Source organism: Weizmannia sp. FSL W8-0401 (genome assembly GCF_038009125.1).
GTDB classification, from domain to species: domain Bacteria; phylum Bacillota; class Bacilli; order Bacillales; family Bacillaceae_C; genus Weizmannia; species Weizmannia coagulans.
Genome location: NZ_JBBPAG010000001.1, coordinates 2194137 through 2214369 on the forward strand (window position 1 = coordinate 2194137; position 20233 = coordinate 2214369).

16 protein-coding genes, 2 pseudogenes and 1 riboswitch are annotated in these 20233 nt (G+C 45.7%); of the genes and pseudogenes, 7 read left to right on the forward strand and 11 right to left on the reverse strand.

Going from position 1 to position 20233, the window contains the following annotated elements:
- Positions 1–5: 5 nt before the first annotated feature.
- Complete coding sequence (locus NSU00_RS10710; protein ID WP_013860014.1) at positions 6–812, reverse strand: alpha/beta hydrolase; 807 nt, start codon at positions 810–812, stop codon at positions 6–8.
- Positions 813–970: 158 nt separating this feature from the next.
- Here NSU00_RS10710 and NSU00_RS10715 point away from each other — a divergent pair, with 158 nt between their 5' ends.
- Positions 971–1486 carry a gamma carbonic anhydrase gene (locus NSU00_RS10715; protein WP_013860015.1) on the forward strand — a complete coding sequence of 172 codons (516 nt, stop codon included), beginning with the start codon at positions 971–973 and terminating at the stop codon, positions 1484–1486.
- Positions 1487–1699: 213 nt separating this feature from the next.
- Here the strand turns inward: NSU00_RS10715 and asnB are convergent, their stop codons facing one another.
- Together asnB and metK are read right to left on the reverse strand one after the other, a co-directional pair.
- Entirely contained in the window at positions 1700–3598 is a 1899-nt protein-coding gene (asnB, locus tag NSU00_RS10720; protein WP_340702810.1) for an asparagine synthase (glutamine-hydrolyzing), read from the reverse strand.
- A 425-nt stretch (positions 3599–4023) separates the two neighbouring features.
- Positions 4024–5235 (reverse strand): methionine adenosyltransferase, encoded by a 1212-nt coding sequence (gene metK, locus NSU00_RS10725; RefSeq protein ID WP_340703669.1) that lies wholly within the window; start codon positions 5233–5235, stop codon positions 4024–4026.
- A gap of 144 nt (positions 5236–5379) precedes the next feature.
- Positions 5380–5528: riboswitch (SAM riboswitch) on the reverse strand.
- Positions 5529–5704: 176 nt separating this feature from the next.
- On the opposite strand from metK, the gene pckA reads away from it, so the two are divergent.
- Positions 5705–7291 carry a phosphoenolpyruvate carboxykinase (ATP) gene (pckA, locus tag NSU00_RS10730; protein WP_181980992.1) on the forward strand — a complete coding sequence of 529 codons (1587 nt, stop codon included), beginning with the start codon at positions 5705–5707 and terminating at the stop codon, positions 7289–7291.
- 18 nt (positions 7292–7309) lie between these two features.
- Here the strand turns inward: pckA and NSU00_RS10735 are convergent, their stop codons facing one another.
- Together NSU00_RS10735 and NSU00_RS10740 are read right to left on the reverse strand one after the other, a co-directional pair.
- Complete coding sequence (locus NSU00_RS10735) at positions 7310–7708, reverse strand: DNA mismatch repair protein MutT (RefSeq protein WP_235962371.1); 399 nt, start codon at positions 7706–7708, stop codon at positions 7310–7312.
- A gap of 187 nt (positions 7709–7895) precedes the next feature.
- On the reverse strand, positions 7896–8036 hold the full coding sequence (locus NSU00_RS10740) for a ribbon-helix-helix protein, CopG family (RefSeq protein WP_003352379.1): 141 nt from the start codon (positions 8034–8036) through the stop codon (positions 7896–7898).
- An 87-nt stretch (positions 8037–8123) separates the two neighbouring features.
- Here NSU00_RS10740 and NSU00_RS10745 point away from each other — a divergent pair.
- Positions 8124–8843, forward strand: a pseudogene (locus NSU00_RS10745) (RNA-guided endonuclease TnpB family protein); the annotation flags it as partial.
- A 12-nt stretch (positions 8844–8855) separates the two neighbouring features.
- Here NSU00_RS10745 and NSU00_RS10750 read toward each other — a convergent pair.
- Positions 8856–9905: an IS630 family transposase gene (locus NSU00_RS10750; protein WP_340703670.1), complete on the reverse strand. Its 1050-nt coding sequence runs from the start codon at positions 9903–9905 to the stop codon at positions 8856–8858.
- Positions 9906–10342: 437 nt separating this feature from the next.
- On the opposite strand from NSU00_RS10750, the gene NSU00_RS10755 reads away from it, so the two are divergent.
- Positions 10343–10606, forward strand: a complete 264-nt coding sequence (locus NSU00_RS10755) for a glycerophosphodiester phosphodiesterase family protein (protein ID WP_328221470.1) — start codon at positions 10343–10345, stop codon at positions 10604–10606.
- A gap of 130 nt (positions 10607–10736) precedes the next feature.
- Here NSU00_RS10755 and NSU00_RS10760 read toward each other — a convergent pair.
- Both NSU00_RS10760 and NSU00_RS10765 read right to left on the reverse strand, forming a co-directional pair.
- A pseudogene (locus NSU00_RS10760) lies at positions 10737–11359 on the reverse strand (superoxide dismutase); the annotation flags it as partial.
- Between the two features lie 75 nt (positions 11360–11434).
- Positions 11435–11644: a hypothetical protein gene (locus NSU00_RS10765; protein WP_340703671.1), complete on the reverse strand. Its 210-nt coding sequence runs from the start codon at positions 11642–11644 to the stop codon at positions 11435–11437.
- A gap of 348 nt (positions 11645–11992) precedes the next feature.
- Here NSU00_RS10765 and NSU00_RS10770 point away from each other — a divergent pair, with 348 nt between their 5' ends.
- Positions 11993–13261, forward strand: coding sequence for a radical SAM/SPASM domain-containing protein (locus NSU00_RS10770; protein ID WP_235601913.1), 1269 nt, complete (start codon positions 11993–11995; stop codon positions 13259–13261).
- A gap of 659 nt (positions 13262–13920) precedes the next feature.
- Here NSU00_RS10770 and ltrA read toward each other — a convergent pair.
- From ltrA to NSU00_RS10785, 3 genes are all read right to left on the reverse strand, one after another.
- Positions 13921–14808 (reverse strand): group II intron reverse transcriptase/maturase, encoded by an 888-nt coding sequence (ltrA, locus tag NSU00_RS10775; protein ID WP_445684490.1) that lies wholly within the window; start codon positions 14806–14808, stop codon positions 13921–13923.
- Positions 14809–15246: 438 nt separating this feature from the next.
- Positions 15247–16524, reverse strand: a complete 1278-nt coding sequence (locus NSU00_RS10780) for a glycoside hydrolase family 3 N-terminal domain-containing protein (RefSeq protein WP_340703672.1) — start codon at positions 16522–16524, stop codon at positions 15247–15249.
- Between the two features lie 19 nt (positions 16525–16543).
- On the reverse strand, positions 16544–17950 hold the full coding sequence (locus NSU00_RS10785; RefSeq protein ID WP_237348345.1) for a zinc ribbon domain-containing protein: 1407 nt from the start codon (positions 17948–17950) through the stop codon (positions 16544–16546).
- Between the two features lie 184 nt (positions 17951–18134).
- On the opposite strand from NSU00_RS10785, the gene NSU00_RS10790 reads away from it, so the two are divergent.
- The gene (locus NSU00_RS10790) at positions 18135–18641 is read left to right on the forward strand and encodes a zinc ribbon domain-containing protein (protein ID WP_340703673.1); all 507 of its coding nucleotides are present in this window, start codon (positions 18135–18137) and stop codon (positions 18639–18641) included.
- Complete coding sequence (locus tag NSU00_RS10795; protein WP_340703674.1) at positions 18638–20185, forward strand: zinc ribbon domain-containing protein; 1548 nt, start codon at positions 18638–18640, stop codon at positions 20183–20185. Before NSU00_RS10790 ends, NSU00_RS10795 begins: the two co-directional genes overlap by 4 nt.
- Positions 20186–20233: the final 48 nt, after the last annotated feature.

A 20233-nucleotide genomic window follows, 5' to 3' on the forward strand; every position in this document is an offset into this window, starting at 1 on the left:
TCACCTCATTCTAATATATAGCCTAACGTGCGGAGCCGGTTTTCCACAAAATTTTTCGCATAAAGGAAAACATCTTCCCTCTCCGGTTCATTGAAAATTTCATGGTAGCATTTCGGCCATTCTTTGTATAATTTTTCGGACACGGAAGTTTGGTTAAACCAATTCACGACAGCTCCCTTGTCCACAATTTTATCACTTCCGGCCTGCATGACAAGAAACGGGACGTCCGGCAGCCGCACGGTATCCATGTGTGCCTGCCGCATGGCTGCGAGCAGCTCGCGGTACCAGCGGACAGACACTTTTGTCAGCATCAATGAATCGTTGACCGCCTGCATTTGAATATCCTTATTCCGTGTTGCCATTTGCACGGTCAGCGGGCTGTTAAAGCGGAGGCCCGGGGCAATCCGGTTTAACCCGATTGAAAGCAGGCCGAGCAGCTTTGAAGGATACTGGACAAGCCCGAGGCACGGCGAGGAAAGCATAACCCCCGCAATTTTCAGATGTTCCTTCTCAAGCAGCCGGATGACCGCCAGCCCGCCCATGCTGTGGCCGAGGAGAAAAATCGGGAGGTCGAACTGGTATGCTGCCGTCACCCACTCTTTTATCTCTGTTGTATATTCATCAAAGGAATCAATATGCCCCCTTTTTGCTCTCGACGTCATCCCATGGCCGGGAAGATCGCCCATCACGACATGATAGCCGCTTGATCTCCACATCTCAATCAGCCAGCTGTAGCGGCGGTGATGTTCCATCGCGCCATGGACCATAACGATGACTGCTTTTGGGTTTTCATCTGCTTCCCATTTCCACATGTTCCTGCCTCCTTCAAAACCTGCGAAACCATCCTGCTTTTATTTTACCCATAATCCTTCTGTTCTGAAAAACATATGCCATTTTTAACTCGATTTATTCACAATTTGTTCCCAATTCTTTAAGATAAAAGAAAAGATCAAAAATAGGAGGGTACGAAATGATCTATGCTTACAATGGAAAAACCCCTTTGATTGCGCCGACTGCTTATATCGCAGACAATGTGGCCATTACGGGGGACGTTGAAATCGGCGGCCAGTCCGGCATCTGGTTCGGGACCGTCATCCGCGGCGATGTCGCACCGGTAAAAATCGGGCAAAAAGTGAATGTCCAGGATAACTGCGTCCTGCACGAAAGCCCGCAAACGCCGCTCATACTGGAAGATGAAGTGACGGTCGGCCACCAGGTGATTTTACATAGCTGCCATGTCCGGACAAAAGCTTTGATCGGCATGGGTTCAATCATCCTTGACGGCGCCGAAATCGGGGAAGGCGCTTTTATTGGCGCCGGCAGCCTTGTCACGCCCGGGAAAAAGATCCCGCCGCATACGCTTGCATTCGGCCGCCCGGCAAAAGTGATCCGCGCGCTTACCGAAAAAGATATCCAGGATATGCGCCGCATCGTCCGTGAATATGCTGAAAAAGCGCAGTACTATAAAAATGCCGCCGGGCGCTGACAAAGGTTAACGGCGGGCACCGGCAGCCGCATTGCTTTAAGCCGCAAACAGGCGAAAAAAGCATGATAAAAATAGGGCCATACTGCTAACCGGGTTTAAAAACCGCCGCGATGCAAAGCTTGCGGGCATGTGCGAAAAAAAGCGTTATACGATAAAGGGCCTGCCCCCGTTTCCGATTGATTACGGAAGCGGGGCCAGACCCCCTTTTTTCTGTTACAGAGAAGCACCCGTAGGCCGCCCTTGTGCTCCTTTTTGAAAACCGTACTTGTCTTCCATATACACGGCATGCCACAGCATGAAAATCAGCACGGTCCAGATTTTCCGGCTGTAATCCAGCTTGCCTGCACAATGGTCTTCCAGCAGTCTTAATACATATTGTTTGTTGATGATATCGTCCGTCGGGCTCGTTTTGATGATCTCTACCGCCCAATCATGCATTTCATCTTTCAGCCAGTGGCGGATCGGAACCGGGAACCCGAGTTTTTTCCGGTTCAGCACATGGTCCGGCACGATGCCTTCCACTGCTTTTCGCAAAATATACTTCGTTGTGTTATGGGACGTTTTTAAGCCCGCCGGAATTTGTGAAGCGACCCGGAACACTTCTTTATCCAAAAACGGCACACGCAGTTCAAGCGAATGGGCCATCGTCATCCGGTCCGCCTTCAGCAAAATATCGCCGCGCATCCACGTATGGATATCGATATATTGCATCCGGTCAACCGGGTCGTAGCCTTTCGTTTCATCGTACAGCGGCTTTGTGATATCGCGGTAGTCAAGGCTGTTGTTATAAGTCAACAGCAAGTCGCGTTTTTCTTCTTCCGTGTACATTTTCGCATTGCCGATATAACGGTCTTCCATTGGCGTGACACCGCGTTCGATAAAGCTCTTTCCTTTTACCCCTTCCGGCAGCACTTTCGCCAAAGCCTTCAAAATTGATTTTCCGGCAGCCGGAATTTTATCAAAAACTTCAAGCGACTGCGGTTCACGGTAAATATTATAGCCGCCGAACAATTCATCCGCGCCTTCGCCGGACAGGACAACGGTCACATGCTTTCTTGCTTCGCGCGCCACAAAATAAAGGGGAACACAAGCAGGATCTGCGAGCGGATCGTCCATATGCCAAATAATTTTTGGCAGTTCTTTCATATATTCCTCCGGCGTGATCACATAGCTGATATTTTCAACACCGAGTTTTTCCGCCGTTTCTTTGGCAACATCGATCTCGCTGTAGCCATCACGTTCGAATCCGACGGAGAATGTTTTAATGCCCGGGTGGAACTGTTTTGCAATCGATGCCGTAATCGAGGAATCGATCCCGCCCGACAGGAACGCGCCAACCGGTACATCGCTGCGCATATGTACCTTTACGGAATCGATAAGCACATCGCGTACTTCTTTTACAAATTCGTCCTCGCTCTTATGGACCGGGTGGAAGGAAGCTTTCCAGAACTGTTTGATTTCCATCGGTTTGCCGATTTTTTTCATAAAATAATGGCCCGGTTCGAGTTTTCGGATGCCACTCGTCATGCTGAAAGGTTCCGGCACAAATTGATAGGTTAAATAGTATTGGACAGCATCATAATTGAGTTCCGGTTTTTCCATGGCAAGCAAAATGCTTTTCTTTTCGGAACCGAAATACATTTTATCGCCGTCTTCATAATAGAAAAACGGTTTAATGCCGAACGGGTCGCGCGCGCCGCACAGCGTTTGTTCCTGCTTATCCCAGATCGCAAATCCGAACATCCCGCGCAGGCGCCCGATTGCTTTTTCGCCGTAACGGCTGTACATGGCAAGGATGACTTCCGTATCCGAATTCGTTTCGAATGCCATCCCTTCTTTTAATAATTCTTCACGCAATTCAACATAATTATAAATTTCGCCATTAAAAATGATCCAGTACCGTTCGTTTTCGTATGTTAAAGGCTGGTGCCCCGCCTCGATGTCGATAATGCTCAGGCGCCTGAAACCGAACTGGATATGTTCGTCTTCATAAAAGCCTTCATCATCCGGGCCACGGTGCTCGATCATATGGTTCATCTGTTTAAACCGTTGCCTGTCTTCGTCTGATAATGTAACGGGATGGTCATGGACGCAGCCAATAAATCCGCACATGTAAAAAGTCACCTACTTTAATCATTTCGATATACTTCTATTGTAAATTTATTTCTTGAAAAAACAAATCCATTTCCGCCAAAATTTGACGGCCAAAATCTGCACATGTAATATAGTTTAGCATGTTTTCCGGCAGTTTGCAGGGATTTTGTTAAAAAAGGGACATACAGGATTTCTAATAAATGGGCCGGACCGCATCATCCAAACTTTGCGCCGGTCGGTTCTTATGCCCGCGTTGCAGACGCTCATCATAAGCGCCCCGGTTCTGTTCCCGGTCTTTCTGTCAAACAGCCCCATCCGTTGTATTCTCTGCCCCCGCATGTGGGCGCTTCCCGTCACCGGCGTTTTATCCTCCGAATGCCTCCCTTATTCCCCCCGCTGCATGAAAAAGAGCGGCCTGTATACCAGGCACGCTCTTTTTCCCATTATTTTCCGATATGATTGCGGACGAATTCATTCAACGCCCCGGCTTTGTCCGTTTTTTCCCAAGGCACATCCAAATCATCGCGGCCGAAATGCCCGTACGCAGCGGTCTGTCTGTAAATCGGGCGGCGCAAGTCGAGCATTTTGATAATGCCGGCCGGGCGCAGGTCAAAATGGGCTTCAACCGCCTCGATCAGCACTTCTTCCGGAACTTTTCCAGTCCCAAACGTATCGATGGAAATGGAAACGGGCTTCGCCACCCCGATCGCATACGCAAGCTGTACCTCACATTTTTCCGCAAGGCCGGCCGCAACAATATTTTTCGCAACATAGCGGGCGGCATAAGCAGCGGAACGGTCCACTTTCGTCGGGTCTTTCCCGGAAAATGCGCCGCCGCCGTGGCGTGCATAGCCGCCGTACGTGTCGACAATGATTTTGCGGCCGGTCAGCCCGGCATCCCCTTGAGGGCCGCCGATAACAAAGCGGCCGGTCGGATTAATCAAATACTTTGTATCCGCATCGAGTAAGTCTGCCGGCACAACCGGTTCAATGACGTATTTTTTCATATCCTCCTGAATTTGCCCGGCACTGATGTCAGGATTATGCTGCGTTGAAATGACAATCGTATCAATCCGGGCAGGCTGGTTGTTCTCATCATATTCAACTGTCACCTGTGTCTTCGCATCCGGGCGCAAATACGGGATCACTTCATGTTTGCGGAGTTCAGCAAGACGGCGGGCAAGCTTGTGGGCAAGCGAAATGGGAAGCGGCATCAGCTCTTCTGTCTCATTGCAGGCAAACCCGAACATCAGGCCCTGGTCGCCGGCTCCGATTGCCTCAATCTCTTCATCGCTCATCCCGCCTTCGCGGGCTTCCAAAGCCTGGTTAACGCCGCGCGCAATATCCTCGGACTGTTCGTCAATCGATGTCAAAACAGCGCAGGTTTCCGCATCAAAACCGTATTTCGCGCGCGTATAGCCAATCTCTTTAATGGTCTTGCGCACCACTTTCGGAATATCCACATATGTATTGGTGGAAATTTCCCCCGTGACGAGCACGAGCCCTGTCGTGACGGTAGTTTCGCAGGCAACGCGGGCATTCGGGTCTTTTTCTAAAATGGCATCCAAAATGGCATCGGAAATCTGGTCGCAAATTTTGTCCGGATGGCCTTCCGTCACCGATTCCGATGTGAACAAATGCCGTCCTTTTAACATCCGCTTTTCCTCCTTATATGGTTACATATTGGAAACGGTACTCATACCCTAAACTCGATTCATTTTAAGTACAAAGCCAAAAATAAAAACCTTTCCCATTCATATGAGTGGAAAGGTTTTGACTTCAATCAATCGCGCCTTTCACTCTTATCGTTCAAGGAAACATTCCTTGCTGCAGGTTAGCACCTTTGCCTGGAAGTCAAGCGGCAGCTGCGTTGCGAGCGCATTGCCTGTTCCAGAGGCGGGTTGCTGGGTTTCATCGGGCCCGTCCCTCCACCAGCTCGGGATAAGAGTATCCGTTCAAAGTAAAATCATACGCAATTTAGCAGGCGCTGTCAATGCTTTTTTCACCATTTGCCCTTTTGCCCCCTGCATTTTTCCCGGAAAAAAGTATGTAATAAACGGATGAATATGTTATACTGATATCGTTTAAAGCGAAATAAGTTATTCAAAGGGGCGGTTTATGAAAATGGATCTGATTGGCGCTTCTGACGATTTAAAGTTTTTGTTGTCGGGGGAAAATGTGCGCATGCAGCTTTCCGTGCCGCAATTAATGGAAAAAATTATTGAACGGAAAGAAGCTGTGCTGACAACGGAAGGGGCCATTTCTGCTACAACAGGAAAATACACAGGAAGGTCTCCGAAAGATAAATTTATTGTCGTCGACTCCGAATCAAAAGACCGTGTCGACTGGGGCAAAATCAACCAGCCGGTATCTCCCGGCGTGTTCAACAGGCTCTATGAAAAAATGGTCCGGCATTTAAAAGGGAAAGACGAAATTTTTGTGTTTAAAGGTTTTGCGGGTGCCGATCCAAAAAGCCGCCTTCCGATCCAGACCGTGAATGAGTTCGCCTGGCATAATTTATTCGCGCATCAATTGTTTATCCGGCCGGATGCGGAGGAACTCAATCAACACGATGCGCAATTTACCATTCTTTCCGCGCCGCTGTTTAAAGCAGACCCGGCGCTTGACGGCACGAATTCCGAAGCGTTCATCATGATTTCACTTGAACGCCGGATGATTCTGATCGGCGGAACGGAATATGCAGGCGAAATGAAAAAAAGCATTTTTTCCATCATGAATTATTTGCTGCCGCAAAAAGGCATCCTTCCCATGCACTGCTCCGCCAATACCGGGAAAAACGGCGATACGGCCCTGTTTTTCGGCTTGTCCGGGACCGGGAAAACGACACTTTCCGCCGATCCGGAGCGCGCGCTTATAGGGGACGATGAGCACGGCTGGTCCGACAGCGGCGTCTTCAATATTGAAGGCGGATGCTATGCAAAGTGCATCGGGCTTACAGAAGAAAAAGAACCGCAAATTTACCGGGCAATCCGGTTTGGGACCGTACTTGAAAATGTAGTCGTAGATCCGGTGTCCCGTAGGCCGCAATATGGCAACAATGCACTGACGGAAAATACAAGGGCTGCTTACCCGATTGAAAACATCGGCAATATTGCCCGTTCCGGCATGGCCGGCCATCCGTCAACCATTATATTCCTGACGGCTGATGCGTCCGGTGTCCTGCCGCCGATCAGCAGGCTGACAAAAGAGCAGGCCATGTACCATTTCTTAAGCGGTTACACTTCCAAACTGGCCGGCACCGAACGCGGCGTCACGCGCCCGGAAGCTGTGTTCTCCACTTGCTTCGGCGCGCCGTTTTTGCCGCTTGAGCCCGCCGTTTATGCGGAAATGCTCGGAGAGAAAATTGGCAGGCACAACGTCCAGGTATTTCTTGTCAATACCGGCTGGACAGGCGGCCCGTACGGAACCGGTTCCCGCATGAAATTAAGCTATACGCGGGCCATGGTCCGGGCTGCGATAAACGGCAAACTGAAAAATGTGGAAACGCGGCAGGATGATATTTTCGGGCTGCACATCCCGGCCCGTATTGAAGGGGTGCCGGAGAAAGTCCTTTATCCGCAAGATACATGGGTGGACAAGCGGGCTTACCGTGAAAAAGCGTTCGAACTTGCAGCCCGGTTCAAAGAAAATTTCCGGCAATTTTCATCAGTGCCGGATGATATTGAAAAACTCGGCGGCCCGCTTATTTAAGCATAAGCGGGAGCCCGGCTAAAACCAGGTACTTGCCTGGACGGCGCTGATTCCTTCCTGCACTGCCCATTGGTGGTGGGCGCCGGCCATTTTTTCCGCAGCCTCGTGAAGGTTGAGCCATTCCAGGTTATGGCTTCCTTTGCGGGGCTGTCCCCATTTTCCTAAATAAAACAGGCCTTCATCCATGGACCGCGCGCCCGTTTCCTGTGCCGCTTTGCCTAAAAAGCCCGCGATTTCAAGATCCGCGCCGACTGTCCGCATCAGGCAGGCAAGTTCAGATTCCCCGCGGCTGATTTCCCCGCCCGGCAGCCTGTAGCCGCTGCCCGACGGCACCACCCCGACTTTTTCTTTTTTCGCATCAAAAATGACGGCATATGCGCCGCAAGCTTTTTTGTAGCCCGTTTCCATCTTTGGCATTCCTCCTCCTTTTTTAGCAAATGCAAAAGCCGGCCCCTTTTCCCTCAAGTATTCCATTGTGGCGGACGCTTGGGCCGGCCCTTTTTAACGGCTTTCCGAAAGAAATCTCCCATCCTCAAGGAATGTGAAGGTGCGAATCGCACCAATGAGTAGGTGGGAGATGAATTTCGGTTGGCTTTAGCCAAAGTTATTTTTCCAATCCTTTTCTCAACAATTCTAAGATTGCGGCTGTTCTAGTTGGAATCCCATTTTCTTTTTGATATTGCTCCAATTTTTCTAATATCGTCTTAGGCATACGAATTTCTACACGTTCTTTCTCTTCTCTCATGATTATCACCTCATATTGATTGTACGGATTTTTTACGATATAATCAATATATACGAAATTTTTCCGCACAAAGTGAGGTGAATTGATATGGCCAAGCAAAACAAAGCTTTCAAGTTTCGTTTGTTACCAAACAAAGAACAATCCGCATTATTAGCTAAGACATTTGGTTGTGTTCGCTTTGTCTACAATAAGATGTTAGCTGAACGCAAAGAAACGTATGAAAAGTTCAAGGATGATAAAGAATTGCTTAAAAAGCAAAAGTTTCCGACCCCTGCAAAATATAAAAGTGAATTTCCATTCCTAAAAGAAGTGGATTCTTTAGCTTTGGCAAATGCACAAATGAACTTACAGACTGCTTATAAGAATTTCTTTGAAGGAAATGCGGATTTTCCAAAGTTCAAAAATCGTAAAGCAAAACAATCCTATACAACTAATATGGTCAACGGAAATATTAAGCTAGAAAATGGTCATATCAAACTGCCAAAAATCAAAAAGCCAATAAAAATGAAACAGCATAGAGAGATACCTGCTGATTATAAAATCAAATCTTGCACTATTTCTAAAACAAAGACAGGCAAATACTACATTTCAATTTTGACAGAATATGAGAAAGATATTCGTCCAGTTAAAATACAGAAAGTTGTTGGTTTGGATTTTGCTATGGATGGTCTATATGTCGAGAGTGAACAGGGTAAGAAAGCCAATTACCCACGTTACTATCGGCAAGCCTTAGATAAATTAGCAAAAGCACAACGAATTCTTTCTCGGAGAAAGAAAGGTTCTGCACGTTGGAACAAGCAACGACTATATAAGATGAACTTAAGTTTTTGACATCTCTAATCTAACAAGCAGCCGGTCAATGACTTCTTGGCTCTTTTGGCTGGCTTGTTTCATAAATTCCGCCACGTGGGAGCGAATTTGGTAAAATTTGCTGAAAAAGACGTTGTTTACGACATCTTGCTTTAGCCACTTCCATAATCCTTCCACTGGGTTCAACTCAGGGCTGTATTTAGGAAGAAAAACAAATTCCATTCGTGGATTTTCTTTCAGGAAATCCTTGATAATTTGTGATTGATGCACTTTGCTGTTGTCCAAAACCATTACAATTTTACCTTGCGGGTATTTACTTAAAATGAGTTCTACAAAACGTCTAAAGGCCAAGGAATTACTTTTTTCTTCTTCATAGTGCGTAATTTCGCCGGTTTCATAGTTTATGGCAGCGAACAGCTTTGCACCCTTATGCTGGCCGTATGTTTTGATTTTTCGCTGCTGTCCTTTTGGGAACCAGTTATACTGCAGAGCCTGATAAGCACGGATGAATGCCTCATCTTCGAACAACAAGTGATCGATGATCCCATTCTCCAGTTGCTGTTTTAGCTTTGGGAAAGTGACTTCTTTGAATGCTTTTTGCTCTTCAGGATCTGCTTTTGCCAAAGTATATGTGGCCTTTGTATAGCTAAACCCAAGCCGGTGTAACATTTTAGAAACGCCCCTTGGGGTATACGACTGTTGAAATTCACGCTGGATCCAATCGGCGATTAACGGGAGCGTCCAAGTGTATTTTGCTTCGAACCCAACTTCTGCAGGGGTTTTGTTTCTAATGGTTTCGGCCAACTGCTTTTGTTGATCTTCCGTTAATTTCTCAGGTTTACCTGTTGGTTTTTTCATTTGAAGGCTGGAGATTCCTCCTTCTTCATAAGCATGACAGTAATTCATGACCGTTTGCCGGGTACGTCCTATAATCTTGGCAATTTCTGGATAAGTCCGGCCTTCTAAATGTAACAGCACAGAGAGATAACGCTCATAAAGACGTTTATCCCTTGTGTTTTGCATAGCGTTTCGCAATTGTTCAAGTTCTTGATTCAACATTTTTTCTCCGCCCTTTTTAGGATAGTTACAATCTATATACCCAAAAAAGGACCGAGGAAGTGAGCAAAAATGATTAATTCGTTTTATATAGTAACCAAAATAAAAACCCCCTCAAAACAGCCAAGTTTAATTAGGGCTTGCTGAACGAATCAAATTTTAGCTTGTATTCGACTTGTCACTAAGCCATGCCAAAATATTCGTCCAGCAAGCTCTAATTATTTAAATTATTACATATTTAGCCGCATTTTTGGGGGGGGAATAGTTAAATTATCACGAAAAATTTTTACTCCTCAGAGCTGATCCCTATTATATCGAGATCAAAAATTCAGGCAATGCAATGGTACAGAAACTTATGGAAGTTCTTTGCCCCCATGGCTTATCCGGGAAAAACAGCCGTGAGGGGAAAGTTGTTATCGAGTCTTTCCGCAAAAGCCTGAATGCTTTCTGTTAAAAAATATCCGGATACAGAAATGACCCAGCTTGACGGTCCGTTGAAAATGAACTTTGATGAAGTGAAAACCTATGCGGATGGAGTCGGCCCGAGTCTGAATCATTTGAGTGAAACTTTTGTCAAACACGCACACGATAACGGGCTGTCCGTTCACGTTTGGACTGTAGACAACCAGACAACCGGGAAACGAAATAAAAACTGCAAAAATGGCAAGTCGACGCCATCTTCGCAGATTTTACGCAATTGGTGAAGGAATAAGATAAAGGCATTTTCGCGCCACACCATTAGTCGGAAACATTTTTTGTTCAATTTACACAATAATCAGGACTTGACTTCCAAAGCCTCACTCAAGGGGATATTTTTTATTTTGGCAGAGGCTCTTAAAAAGGCTGCCACTTTAATTTCACTGCTTCTTTGAAACGATTCTCCACCTCTTGCCAATTGACAACATGCCACCAGTTTTCAATGTATTTCTTTCTTTCATTTTTGTATTGGAGGTAGTAGGCGTGTTCCCATACATCCAGAACAAGTAGCGGTATGACATCCCATTGGCTGAGATTTTGATGTTTTTCAGCCTGCAGAATTTCAAGCCGCCTTGCACGTGGGGACCAGACCAATATGGCCCATCCGACACCTTCCACCTGATTTGCTGCCTCTGAAAAATGTTTTTTAAAATGAGCAAAGCCACCAAACGTTTGCCGGATTGTTCTCTCTAAATCTCCCTTCGGCTCCCCTCCGCCATTGGGGCTCATTATATTCCAAAAAAGGGTGTGCAAATAATGGCCGGCACCGTGAAAAGCAGCTTCTCTTTCCCATGCTTAAGGAGCCCGTAGTGATTGGTTGCCCGGGCTTTTTGCATTTCTTTTTCTGCTCTGTTTAAACCATCCACATAGCTTTGATGATGTTTATCATGATGCAGCCTCATTATTTCACGCGCGATATAGGGTTCCAATGCATCATAAGCGTACGGAAGCGGCGGAAGGGTATGCCCGCCAATTGGCACCACATCCTTCAGGGCCGCTGCACCGCCATTTCCATCCGGCTTAGCAACACTGCTTTTTCCCAAAAAAGAATTGAATTACGTATACAATTTGTTCGCCCGGTTGTAAATATCCGCATCCTGCAAAGGTTCTTTGGTTGAAAGAAGTTTTTGGAATTCGCGGAGATTTTCCTGCCATTCATCCAACCTTTCTTTCTGGACGTTTTCCCGCAATACATCTTCAGATTTATGAAAAGTCTTTGCGATCTCTTCACTCCACTGTTTTAATGACGCATGATATTCTGACAATGAAGGCCCTCCCCAATATTAGTCGTTCATAATATATGCCGGATAACGGAAAGGTTGAATGCCTTTCAAACATTCAATCGTGCAAGAACAGGATGCTGATTGCACAAGGGCGGAACCGCTTGATCTTTTCATCGAGATCGTTTTGATAAATGGAGATTGTTTTTTCATTAAATTGTAGAAAAGGAGAGCAGAAAGGATATTGCTATTTTTAAAAAAAAAAAATACCATTAGCCTTGGTATATGTTGGTAAGCGGGGAGTATTCATATAGAAAGAAGGTTCATCACATTTTGGACACACATTATGTTCCATCAAGATTTAACGTATTATCTTGTACGGATGATCATGGCATGATTTTATACAATAGTTATACAGGAGCTATTGTCAGTTTTTCAGAAGACGAAAAGCCCGAAGTCATGGCTTGTCTGAAAAGGGCCGGGATTACGGAATTGGATTCGGATGTTAAAAAGTCTTTATATGATCATGGTTTTATCGTTCCCGGCCATGTGGATCAAAAACGGAGGGCATTGTTCCTGCATGAATCCATGCACCGAACAGATATGATGCACCTGATTCTGTTGGTAACGGAAGCCTGCAATTTCCGCTGTACATACTGTTATGAAAAATTTGAGCGCGGGAAAATGAAACCCGGGATTGTTAATGGTGTAAAAGCACTCGTAAAAGACAGGGCCGGCACATTGTCAAACTTACATATCAGCTGGTTCGGCGGTGAACCGCTGTTGCAAATGCCTTTAATTGAGGACTTGTCCCATACGTTTTTATCCATTGCGCAGGAAAACCAGATTCAGTATTCTGCCGATGTTGTCACGAATGGCTATTTTTTAACAAAAGAAGCATTTGAAAAATTGCTTTCCTGGAATGTCCGGCAGTTCATGGTGACCATTGACGGTGTTGGTGAAATGCATGACCGGACCCGGCATCTGGCTGGCGGCGGCGGTACTTTTGATCAAATTATCGAAAACCTGAGGGCGGTAAAAGAATGTAGTGCGGATTTTGATTTCACGATCCGCGTGAATTTCGACCAGGAAAATATAAAGGAAATCAGCAATCTGATTGCCTGCTTAAAAGCCTACTTTGCACATGATAAGCGCTTTGGCCTCTTTTTCCATCCGGTGGGCAGATGGGGAGGGGAGCATGATGATGAACTTCCGATTTGCAACCACATTATTTCCAATCAAAAGATTTGGGAATTTACCGAAGAAGCTGTCGATGGAGGGCTTGGCATGAGTTCCCTTATATCAGGATCCATGATGCCAACTGCTTCCGTCTGCTATGCAGCCAAACCAAATTCATTTGTGATCGGTGCTGACGGACAATTATATAAATGTACGACCTGCCTTGATGAGGAGATCAATAAAGTGGGCAAACTCCATGAAGATGGTAGCTTAGCAATTGATTTTGACAAACTTGCCACATGGGTAACATCAGGAGAAGAAACCGACTCCGGCTGCCAGTCATGCTTTTTCCGGCCGGCATGCCAGGGAAACCACTGCCCGTACTACCGGATGCTAACCGGAGAAAAACCTTGTCCCTATGAAAAGAAAAATATGAGAAAAGTATTATCTCTGATTTGGAAAGACAGTTTACAAGAGACATAATACCGTGTTCCGGCAATATCCGTCTGATTCATCTGAAGCGGTGAAAGGTGGTGAGAAAGAATGAAAGTGATTCGTCCTGCAAAATCTCCTGTTGAAAATGCTGCATCCGGCAGAATTATGAAATCCATACCGGGAAACTTAAAATAAGTTGGTTCCCGGCCTCAATGGGTGCATTATCTGTATCATATTGATGCAGTAAATGTGTCCAATGTAAAAAAGAAACCTGTTACAGCAGAATCTATGTCTGACAGGTTTCTTTTTTATAATTTTGCAGTCAAACAGGAAGAAAAAGAGTTTAAACACTGATTCAAGTAACGGCGTATGGTGAGGAGATTCATGTACCTATCGTTTATCTTGTTTGCAATTGGTCTGCTGCTGCTGAATCAGGTGTGTAGGGGAAATGGGATGACGCGCACTTTCACTTAAGTGTATGCTGACTGGCTGTTTATTGCAAAATTAAAGTGCAGAGATGTGCAAAATTTCTATGCAAATGGTTATGCAGAGGGGCTTTACATGGAGGGGTAGCCATGATAACCTGTTTGGGTTTGCCAAATCTGTTACAGCTGGCCGCTTGGCAAAAGAATCATGGCTGCAGAGGCTCCATGTCAAGCCCTTAATAGCGAGAATTCAGATTGAATTTTTATGCGGTATAAACGAATTTATATACTGCAATACTCTGCACTTTTTTCTTGCAAAAAACATCTTCGGCTTTTGCAGAATATGATCACATCATCAGCGTAACGGACAAATCGGTGATTTCTTGCTTCCATTTCTTTATCCAATTCGTTTAACATTACATTGGCAAGAAGCGGACTTAGTGGTCCTCCTTGTGGAACACCGAAATCATTTGTTGTCCTTACCCCTTTGATCATAACACCTGCATTTAGGAATTTATGGATTAAGGAGATTACACGTCCGTCGTGAATTGTTTCACTCAATATCTGGATAAGCTTACTATGGTTTACCGTGTCAAAGTACTGTTCTAAGTCCAGATCTACTACATACTGGTATCCTTCATTTACATTCCTTTGGCACTTGAGAAGTGCCTGATGTGTACTTCTATGTGGTCGGAAACCATAGCTATTGTCTGAAAACTTTCTTTCATATATAGGGACTAGGACCTGCGAAATGGCTTGTTGGATGACTCGGTCCACTACCGTTGGTATTCCAAGTTTCCTTGTTTTTCCGTTGTCTTTTGGTATTTCTACCCTTCTAACGGGTTGGGGCTTGTATGTCCCATTTCGAATGGAGAGGACGAGTTCCCTCTGGTGTTCAGTTAGGTATGCCAAAAGTTCACCTGTTTTCATTCCATCGACACCGCCCGCACCTTTGTTTTTCTTTACCTTTTTATAGGCACGGTGCAGGTTATTACTTGAAAGGATTCGTTCAAGCAACCATTCGTTCTGTCTGTTGGTGTTAGTGGTGTTGTTTTCGGTTATCCTCTTGAAACTATGCCCTCTGTCATATCCTTCCTGTTCCGCAGTATCTTTTTGACAGCAGGTTTCTTCCTGTTTTCTGCATTTGTTCGTTTCTTCGGTAACTTTCATTGACTTCCACTTCCTTTAGTTCAGCCCTTCCTTCGATGCCCCAGGCATCTCCGTACTATGGCTTCTGCTGACTTCTCACGGCAAATCTTGTTTCAACCAGGTTTCATACTCTGTTTCCACCTGTCCGTGAGACCTCCCGTGGTAAGGTGATTCACTTTCATTCCATGTACCCGCACCATTTACGTTTCCACATCCGGATAGCTTTTGGGCTTTGACTTGTTCAGCAGCCTTACCCTGTGAGAGTACGCCTAATGATGTTCGTGTTCCTCGGGTCAGAATTTTGCCTCCAGCTTCCTTCAGATTCCATCTCACGATGGACACCCTTGCTCTTGGCTAATGGTTGGTCGCTACCTACCCCCATAGCGGACTTACACCGCCTAGCGAATCGCCATGCACGGCGCACTGAAAAAAGCACGGTTTTGATACCGTGCTTTAGGTTCATGAATGGTTTTCTTCCACCAATTTCTTATGGGCGCTGCTTCCTACCGTTTTGGCGGCTGTAGCAGGATTCACTTTAACGGGATACTGATTTTGCAATTTGTATGTGACAATACGTCTGACGGATTCGTCAATTCGTGACTCCTTGATTTCCCCGGAGCGGACAGCGGAAAGAATGCCTTGGTAGACGGCTTTCTGATGTCCATATTCATGGCAGACAAGCAAAATGTCGACGCCAGCTTTTACTGCTTCCTTCCCCAATTTCTGAAACGAATAATGATTGCTGACGGCGCCCATTTCGAGGTCATCGGATATGACAATGCCCTGGTATTTTAAGCGATCCCGCAAGAGACTCTGGATAATGGCAGGGGAAATGCTTGCCGGTTTCACCGCATCGTAAGCGGGATATTTCACATGGGTGACCATCACGAAAAATCGGCTGCCGTTTTCATTCTGGATCATTTTTTTGAATGGGACCATGTCTGTTTGTTCCAGTTCCGTGCGGCCGGCCTGCACCGTTGAGGTATCAAGATGCGGGTCGGTCTTTGCCCGGCCATTGCCGGGAAAATGCTTCAAAACAGCTGTGACACCTGCATCATTAAGCCCTTTTACAGCCATTTGCCCAAACTGGTACGTTTTAAGCGGGTCGCTGCCAAATGAGCGGCTGTCCTGATCTGATACATCAAGGACCGGTGCAAAATCGAGGTGGATCCCCATTGCAGCCAGCTCGCTGCCGTTTATTTTTGCGATATTGTAAGTGCCCCGTGCAGTGGCCGACTTTCCAAGTACTTGTTGGGATGGGATTGGCGAAACTTTGCTTCTCATCCGCAAAATTTCTCCCCCCTCTTGGTCAGTGCCGAAAAGGAGGGGGAGGTGATGGGGCTGGCCGGCTGCGGCGGTATGCTGCAAGGTGTTGCTCAGTTCAGCAACTTGCTTTGGCGATTGCATATTGCGGTCAAAATAGATCACACCACCAATTTTTTGCTCCCGGATTAAGTTGTTGATAGCGTAATCTGGTTTAGTACCGTAAAAGCCAACCATCATCATTTGCCCGATTTTTTCTTTTAGTGTCATCTTCTTGACAAGTGCATCAGCTTGCTCGCTAATATTTACCGGATTATTGTCCGGAGTCCTTTCAACTTCTGACGCCACCGGTTTTTGCACCGTTTCTTTCGCGCGTGCCGGTTTCGGGTTTTCGCTTTTTCTGCCGTGTTGTAAGGCTGCGACCACCCCTGCAACCACAATCACACAACATAATAAAAAAGAAATTTTTTTCATGGTTTCAAGTTCTTTCTACTTAATTTGTTTGCTTAATGCTGGAGTTGCCTAATTTCCATTCGCCGTTTTCTTTAACAAGGTTCCATGTGCCCTTAAAATGCTTGACCGTTTTGTTTCCGTCTTTTTCATCAGTTGAAACGAGATAGATGCTGGCCGTTGCCTTGTTGCCGTTGATCGCGTCGACACTGACGGTTACATCATTGGAAACATTGCTTTCAACGCCGGATTCCCATTTGTCAAAATCCATTTTTGACTGGCGTTCAGCGGAGAACATATCGTATGCTGCATAATAGGAGCCATTTGAAATATCCGTGTAATGTTCTTTGATCGTGGAAATGATATCAGCTTCATCCGTATCGCCTGACCCATTATTGCTGTCACCAATGTCATCCGCGAGCGATAAACCTGGAAATGTAAAATCAACCTCGTCCGTATCATCTTTAATAGTAACCGTATTGCTTTTTTTCGAACCAAGGTTGGTATCGAGTTTCGCGAAAAGTTTCATCGATCCGTCTGTTGAAACAGGACCGAACGTATCGATATCACGCAGTTTTTTCCCTGTACTTTTATCATTGACATACAAAACAGCGTCATCGTAATCGGAATAAATCGTGATCATCTTGCCCTCCAAGTCAAGATCGGCTGTCAGATTTTGGTTTTCAGCCTCGCGCGGATCCAGTTCATCCGAATCCGATACCGTTGTATATGTGCTTGGGCGTGTCGCCTTCACTTTATGAATGGCAGGCAGATATGGGCCGTATGTATATGTCTTATCCTTTTTTATTTTATCTTGTTTTACGTTGTCAATATAAACTGTTGCGTTGCTCCGGTTGCTTCTAACTTTAATAAAAAGTGGTTTGGCTCCAATGCCGTAGCGGTCAAAAATCAGCCACTTTTTCCCGGCCTTTTTAACCGAAAAAAGATCGTTTGATTTGCTGATATTCGTTCCGCTTTCTTCCATAGAAGAAGCTTCACTGCGGAGACTTTTGGACAACGATAAAAACATGTCTGGGTTCTTTTTATAATAGTCGATCACTTGCTGGGCGGAATTTTTATCCGCTTTTACCTCGTTTTGGCTATTGTTCAGTATCGACGCGACCTTTTCCGCCTGGTTCTTTTGAATGGCTGAGATAAATTGCTCAGCGGTTTTGGAAGGCTTGCTCATGGCCTGGACAGTTTTAAAACCGGCAAAACCAAGTGCAAGGACCAGGACAACGGCAAGAGCCACCCATTTCGTATAGGGCGGCAGCTGTTTCAGTTTTGCCCCTGTATTGGATCTCGTGCCCGTTTCTTCTTTACGAAGCTGGCTACTCTCCCCGCTGGCAGCCGCTGTTTCCCGTTTTGAAGCTTCAACAGACGCACCGCAGTGGGTACAAAATGTCTGGCCGGGCTTTAGTTCATGCCCGCATTGTTTACAATAACGCATAATCCTCCCCCTTTTGGATGAATGTAGATTTAGGACTTTTTATAAGGATATCTACCAATATATTACATGATTTGTTACTTTTCTACCATAAATTTTTACAGTTTTTTTTATAAATTTTATCTTGATTTTCAATTTCTTTCATATTATGGTAAAGAAGAAACAATAAAAAATAGGAGGCACATTTATGGGGGAGATTCAAGAAAGAGTAGGGGAAGGATTGAATAAGATCCAGGATCAAATTTATCAAGGCAAGAAAAAACTGCAAACTGTACAGCAACTCAGCCGCTTGCAAAAACAAATGCAGGAGACGGGTGCCAAGCGTGCGGCATACATCCTCCAGCTGGGCGAAGAGGCCTATCGGGAAATACGCAACGGCAGTCGTGCAGATCCAAAGTGGCTGAAAATGGCTAAACCAATTGCCGCTCTCGATAAAACTCTTTATCATATCAAACAAGTTGTCCAGGAATTAAATGGCGGATCTGAGCAAGGTTTTTCCTGTCCGAATTGCGGCGCGCCGCTTACGGTTCATGATAAATTTTGCGGGTCGTGCGGTGCCAAAGTCGAGTTGCAGAAAAAAGAGAAATCTGCCACAGTAACCTGCCCGTCTTGTGAAGAACAGAATATAGCCGGTGCACATTTTTGCACTTGTTGCGGAACGAAACTTGAACCGGCCCAAGAGGGGGAAGCATGACAATGTATTGCAGAACATGCGGTACTGATAACCCTGAATTAAACAATTACTGTTGGTGGGACGGCACAGTTTTAGAGAACGAGGCCCCGTCTTTAAAATTTGTCCAATCCGAAACGCGTTTCTGCTCAGGCTGCGGGCACCCGATTGAAGAGGCCGGACAATATTGCCCGCATTGCGGTACGGCGCTGTTTCATTATGAAGCTTCAGCAGTGGCCAGTTTGAACAAGGAAACACCGTTTAAGAGTGATGAACGCGCAAAATTTAAATTGCAGGCATTTTCCACCGGTTTTATAAAAAAAGCCATAATTCCCGCAGTCCTTGCTTTTATCATCATGTTGGCATTATCCGGTATCACCGCGTTCATTACGCGGACTTCTTATCAGGATCTTTCTGCAATTTTACAATCCGATGAGCTGGAAGATTTGCTTGGTCAAACTGATATCTCGAAGCATCCCTTTATTTTCAACTATCAAAATACCGTGATGTCCGCTCATGCCGCACATCCGGTGTTTTCAGTGGAGGGCGAGGGGAGCGGCGTCGCATCGGGAAGCATTGAGTTTGCCTATGCTTTCAATTTCTGGCTGCTCTTGCTGATCCCGATTATTTCCACATTTGCAGCAGGGGTTTTCTATCAGCGGAAACATGGAACGGCTACCGTTGCTGAAAAACTTTATCCGGCGCTTGCCATTGGTGTTTTTTACACTGTTCTGGCTGTAATCCTCAGTCTGTTTTGCCGGAATACATATGAGCCGGTGGCCGGGGCTGCTGTCAAATTCCATTTACATTATGCGGTATTTGGCCTGATCGTGGCATCCCTTATCATTGGTTGCTTGTTTAGTTTGTTAGGTATGCTGTTTGCCATTGATTACCGTCATATGTTGAAACATCTTGCACGGGAAATCCCGTTTGGTGCGGAAATCTGCGAAGCCGTCCGGACTTTTGCATTTGGTCTGGGTGCCGTTACCATAATTTCAATCATTGTGGTAGCTGTAAAAATCCACAAATGGCTCGGCCAGCTCGAAATGGAAATTCCCCATTTTCATTTCAGTGTAGGAAAAATCCTTTATACTGATATACTTGCCGGCTCGCAAATGGGGTCTTATGTGTTGGGGCTCCTCCACTTTGCACCGCTCCAATACAAGTTGGGAACGGAAGGGCAGCATACTGTTTCCTATTCTTTACTCGGCGGGCTGAAGGGGACGGGAGATTATGGCGGATTAACGATGCTTTTGACGGGTGCGCATGATTTTTCCGTTTGGCTTTGGATTGCCGCCATTATTCCAATTGGATTGCTCATATATGCTGGGTGGAGACTGATGAAAATGAATGGCTTACTTTCTTACCGATCGATTGCCGTTTTGAGTTTGGTCTATAGCCTTTGCTTGTTTATGCTGATGCTGGTTGTCCGTTTTTCAGCAGAAGGGACATATTTGGCATCCTATCAATTCTCGTTTGGTTTATCGCCGTTAAGAGTATTTATTTCCAGCTACATATTGTCGTTTGCCAGTGTGCTTGTCGGCAGAGCCATTTATCTTTCTATATAAAACGAATTAATCATTTTTGCTCACTTCTTCGGTCCTTTTTTGGGTATA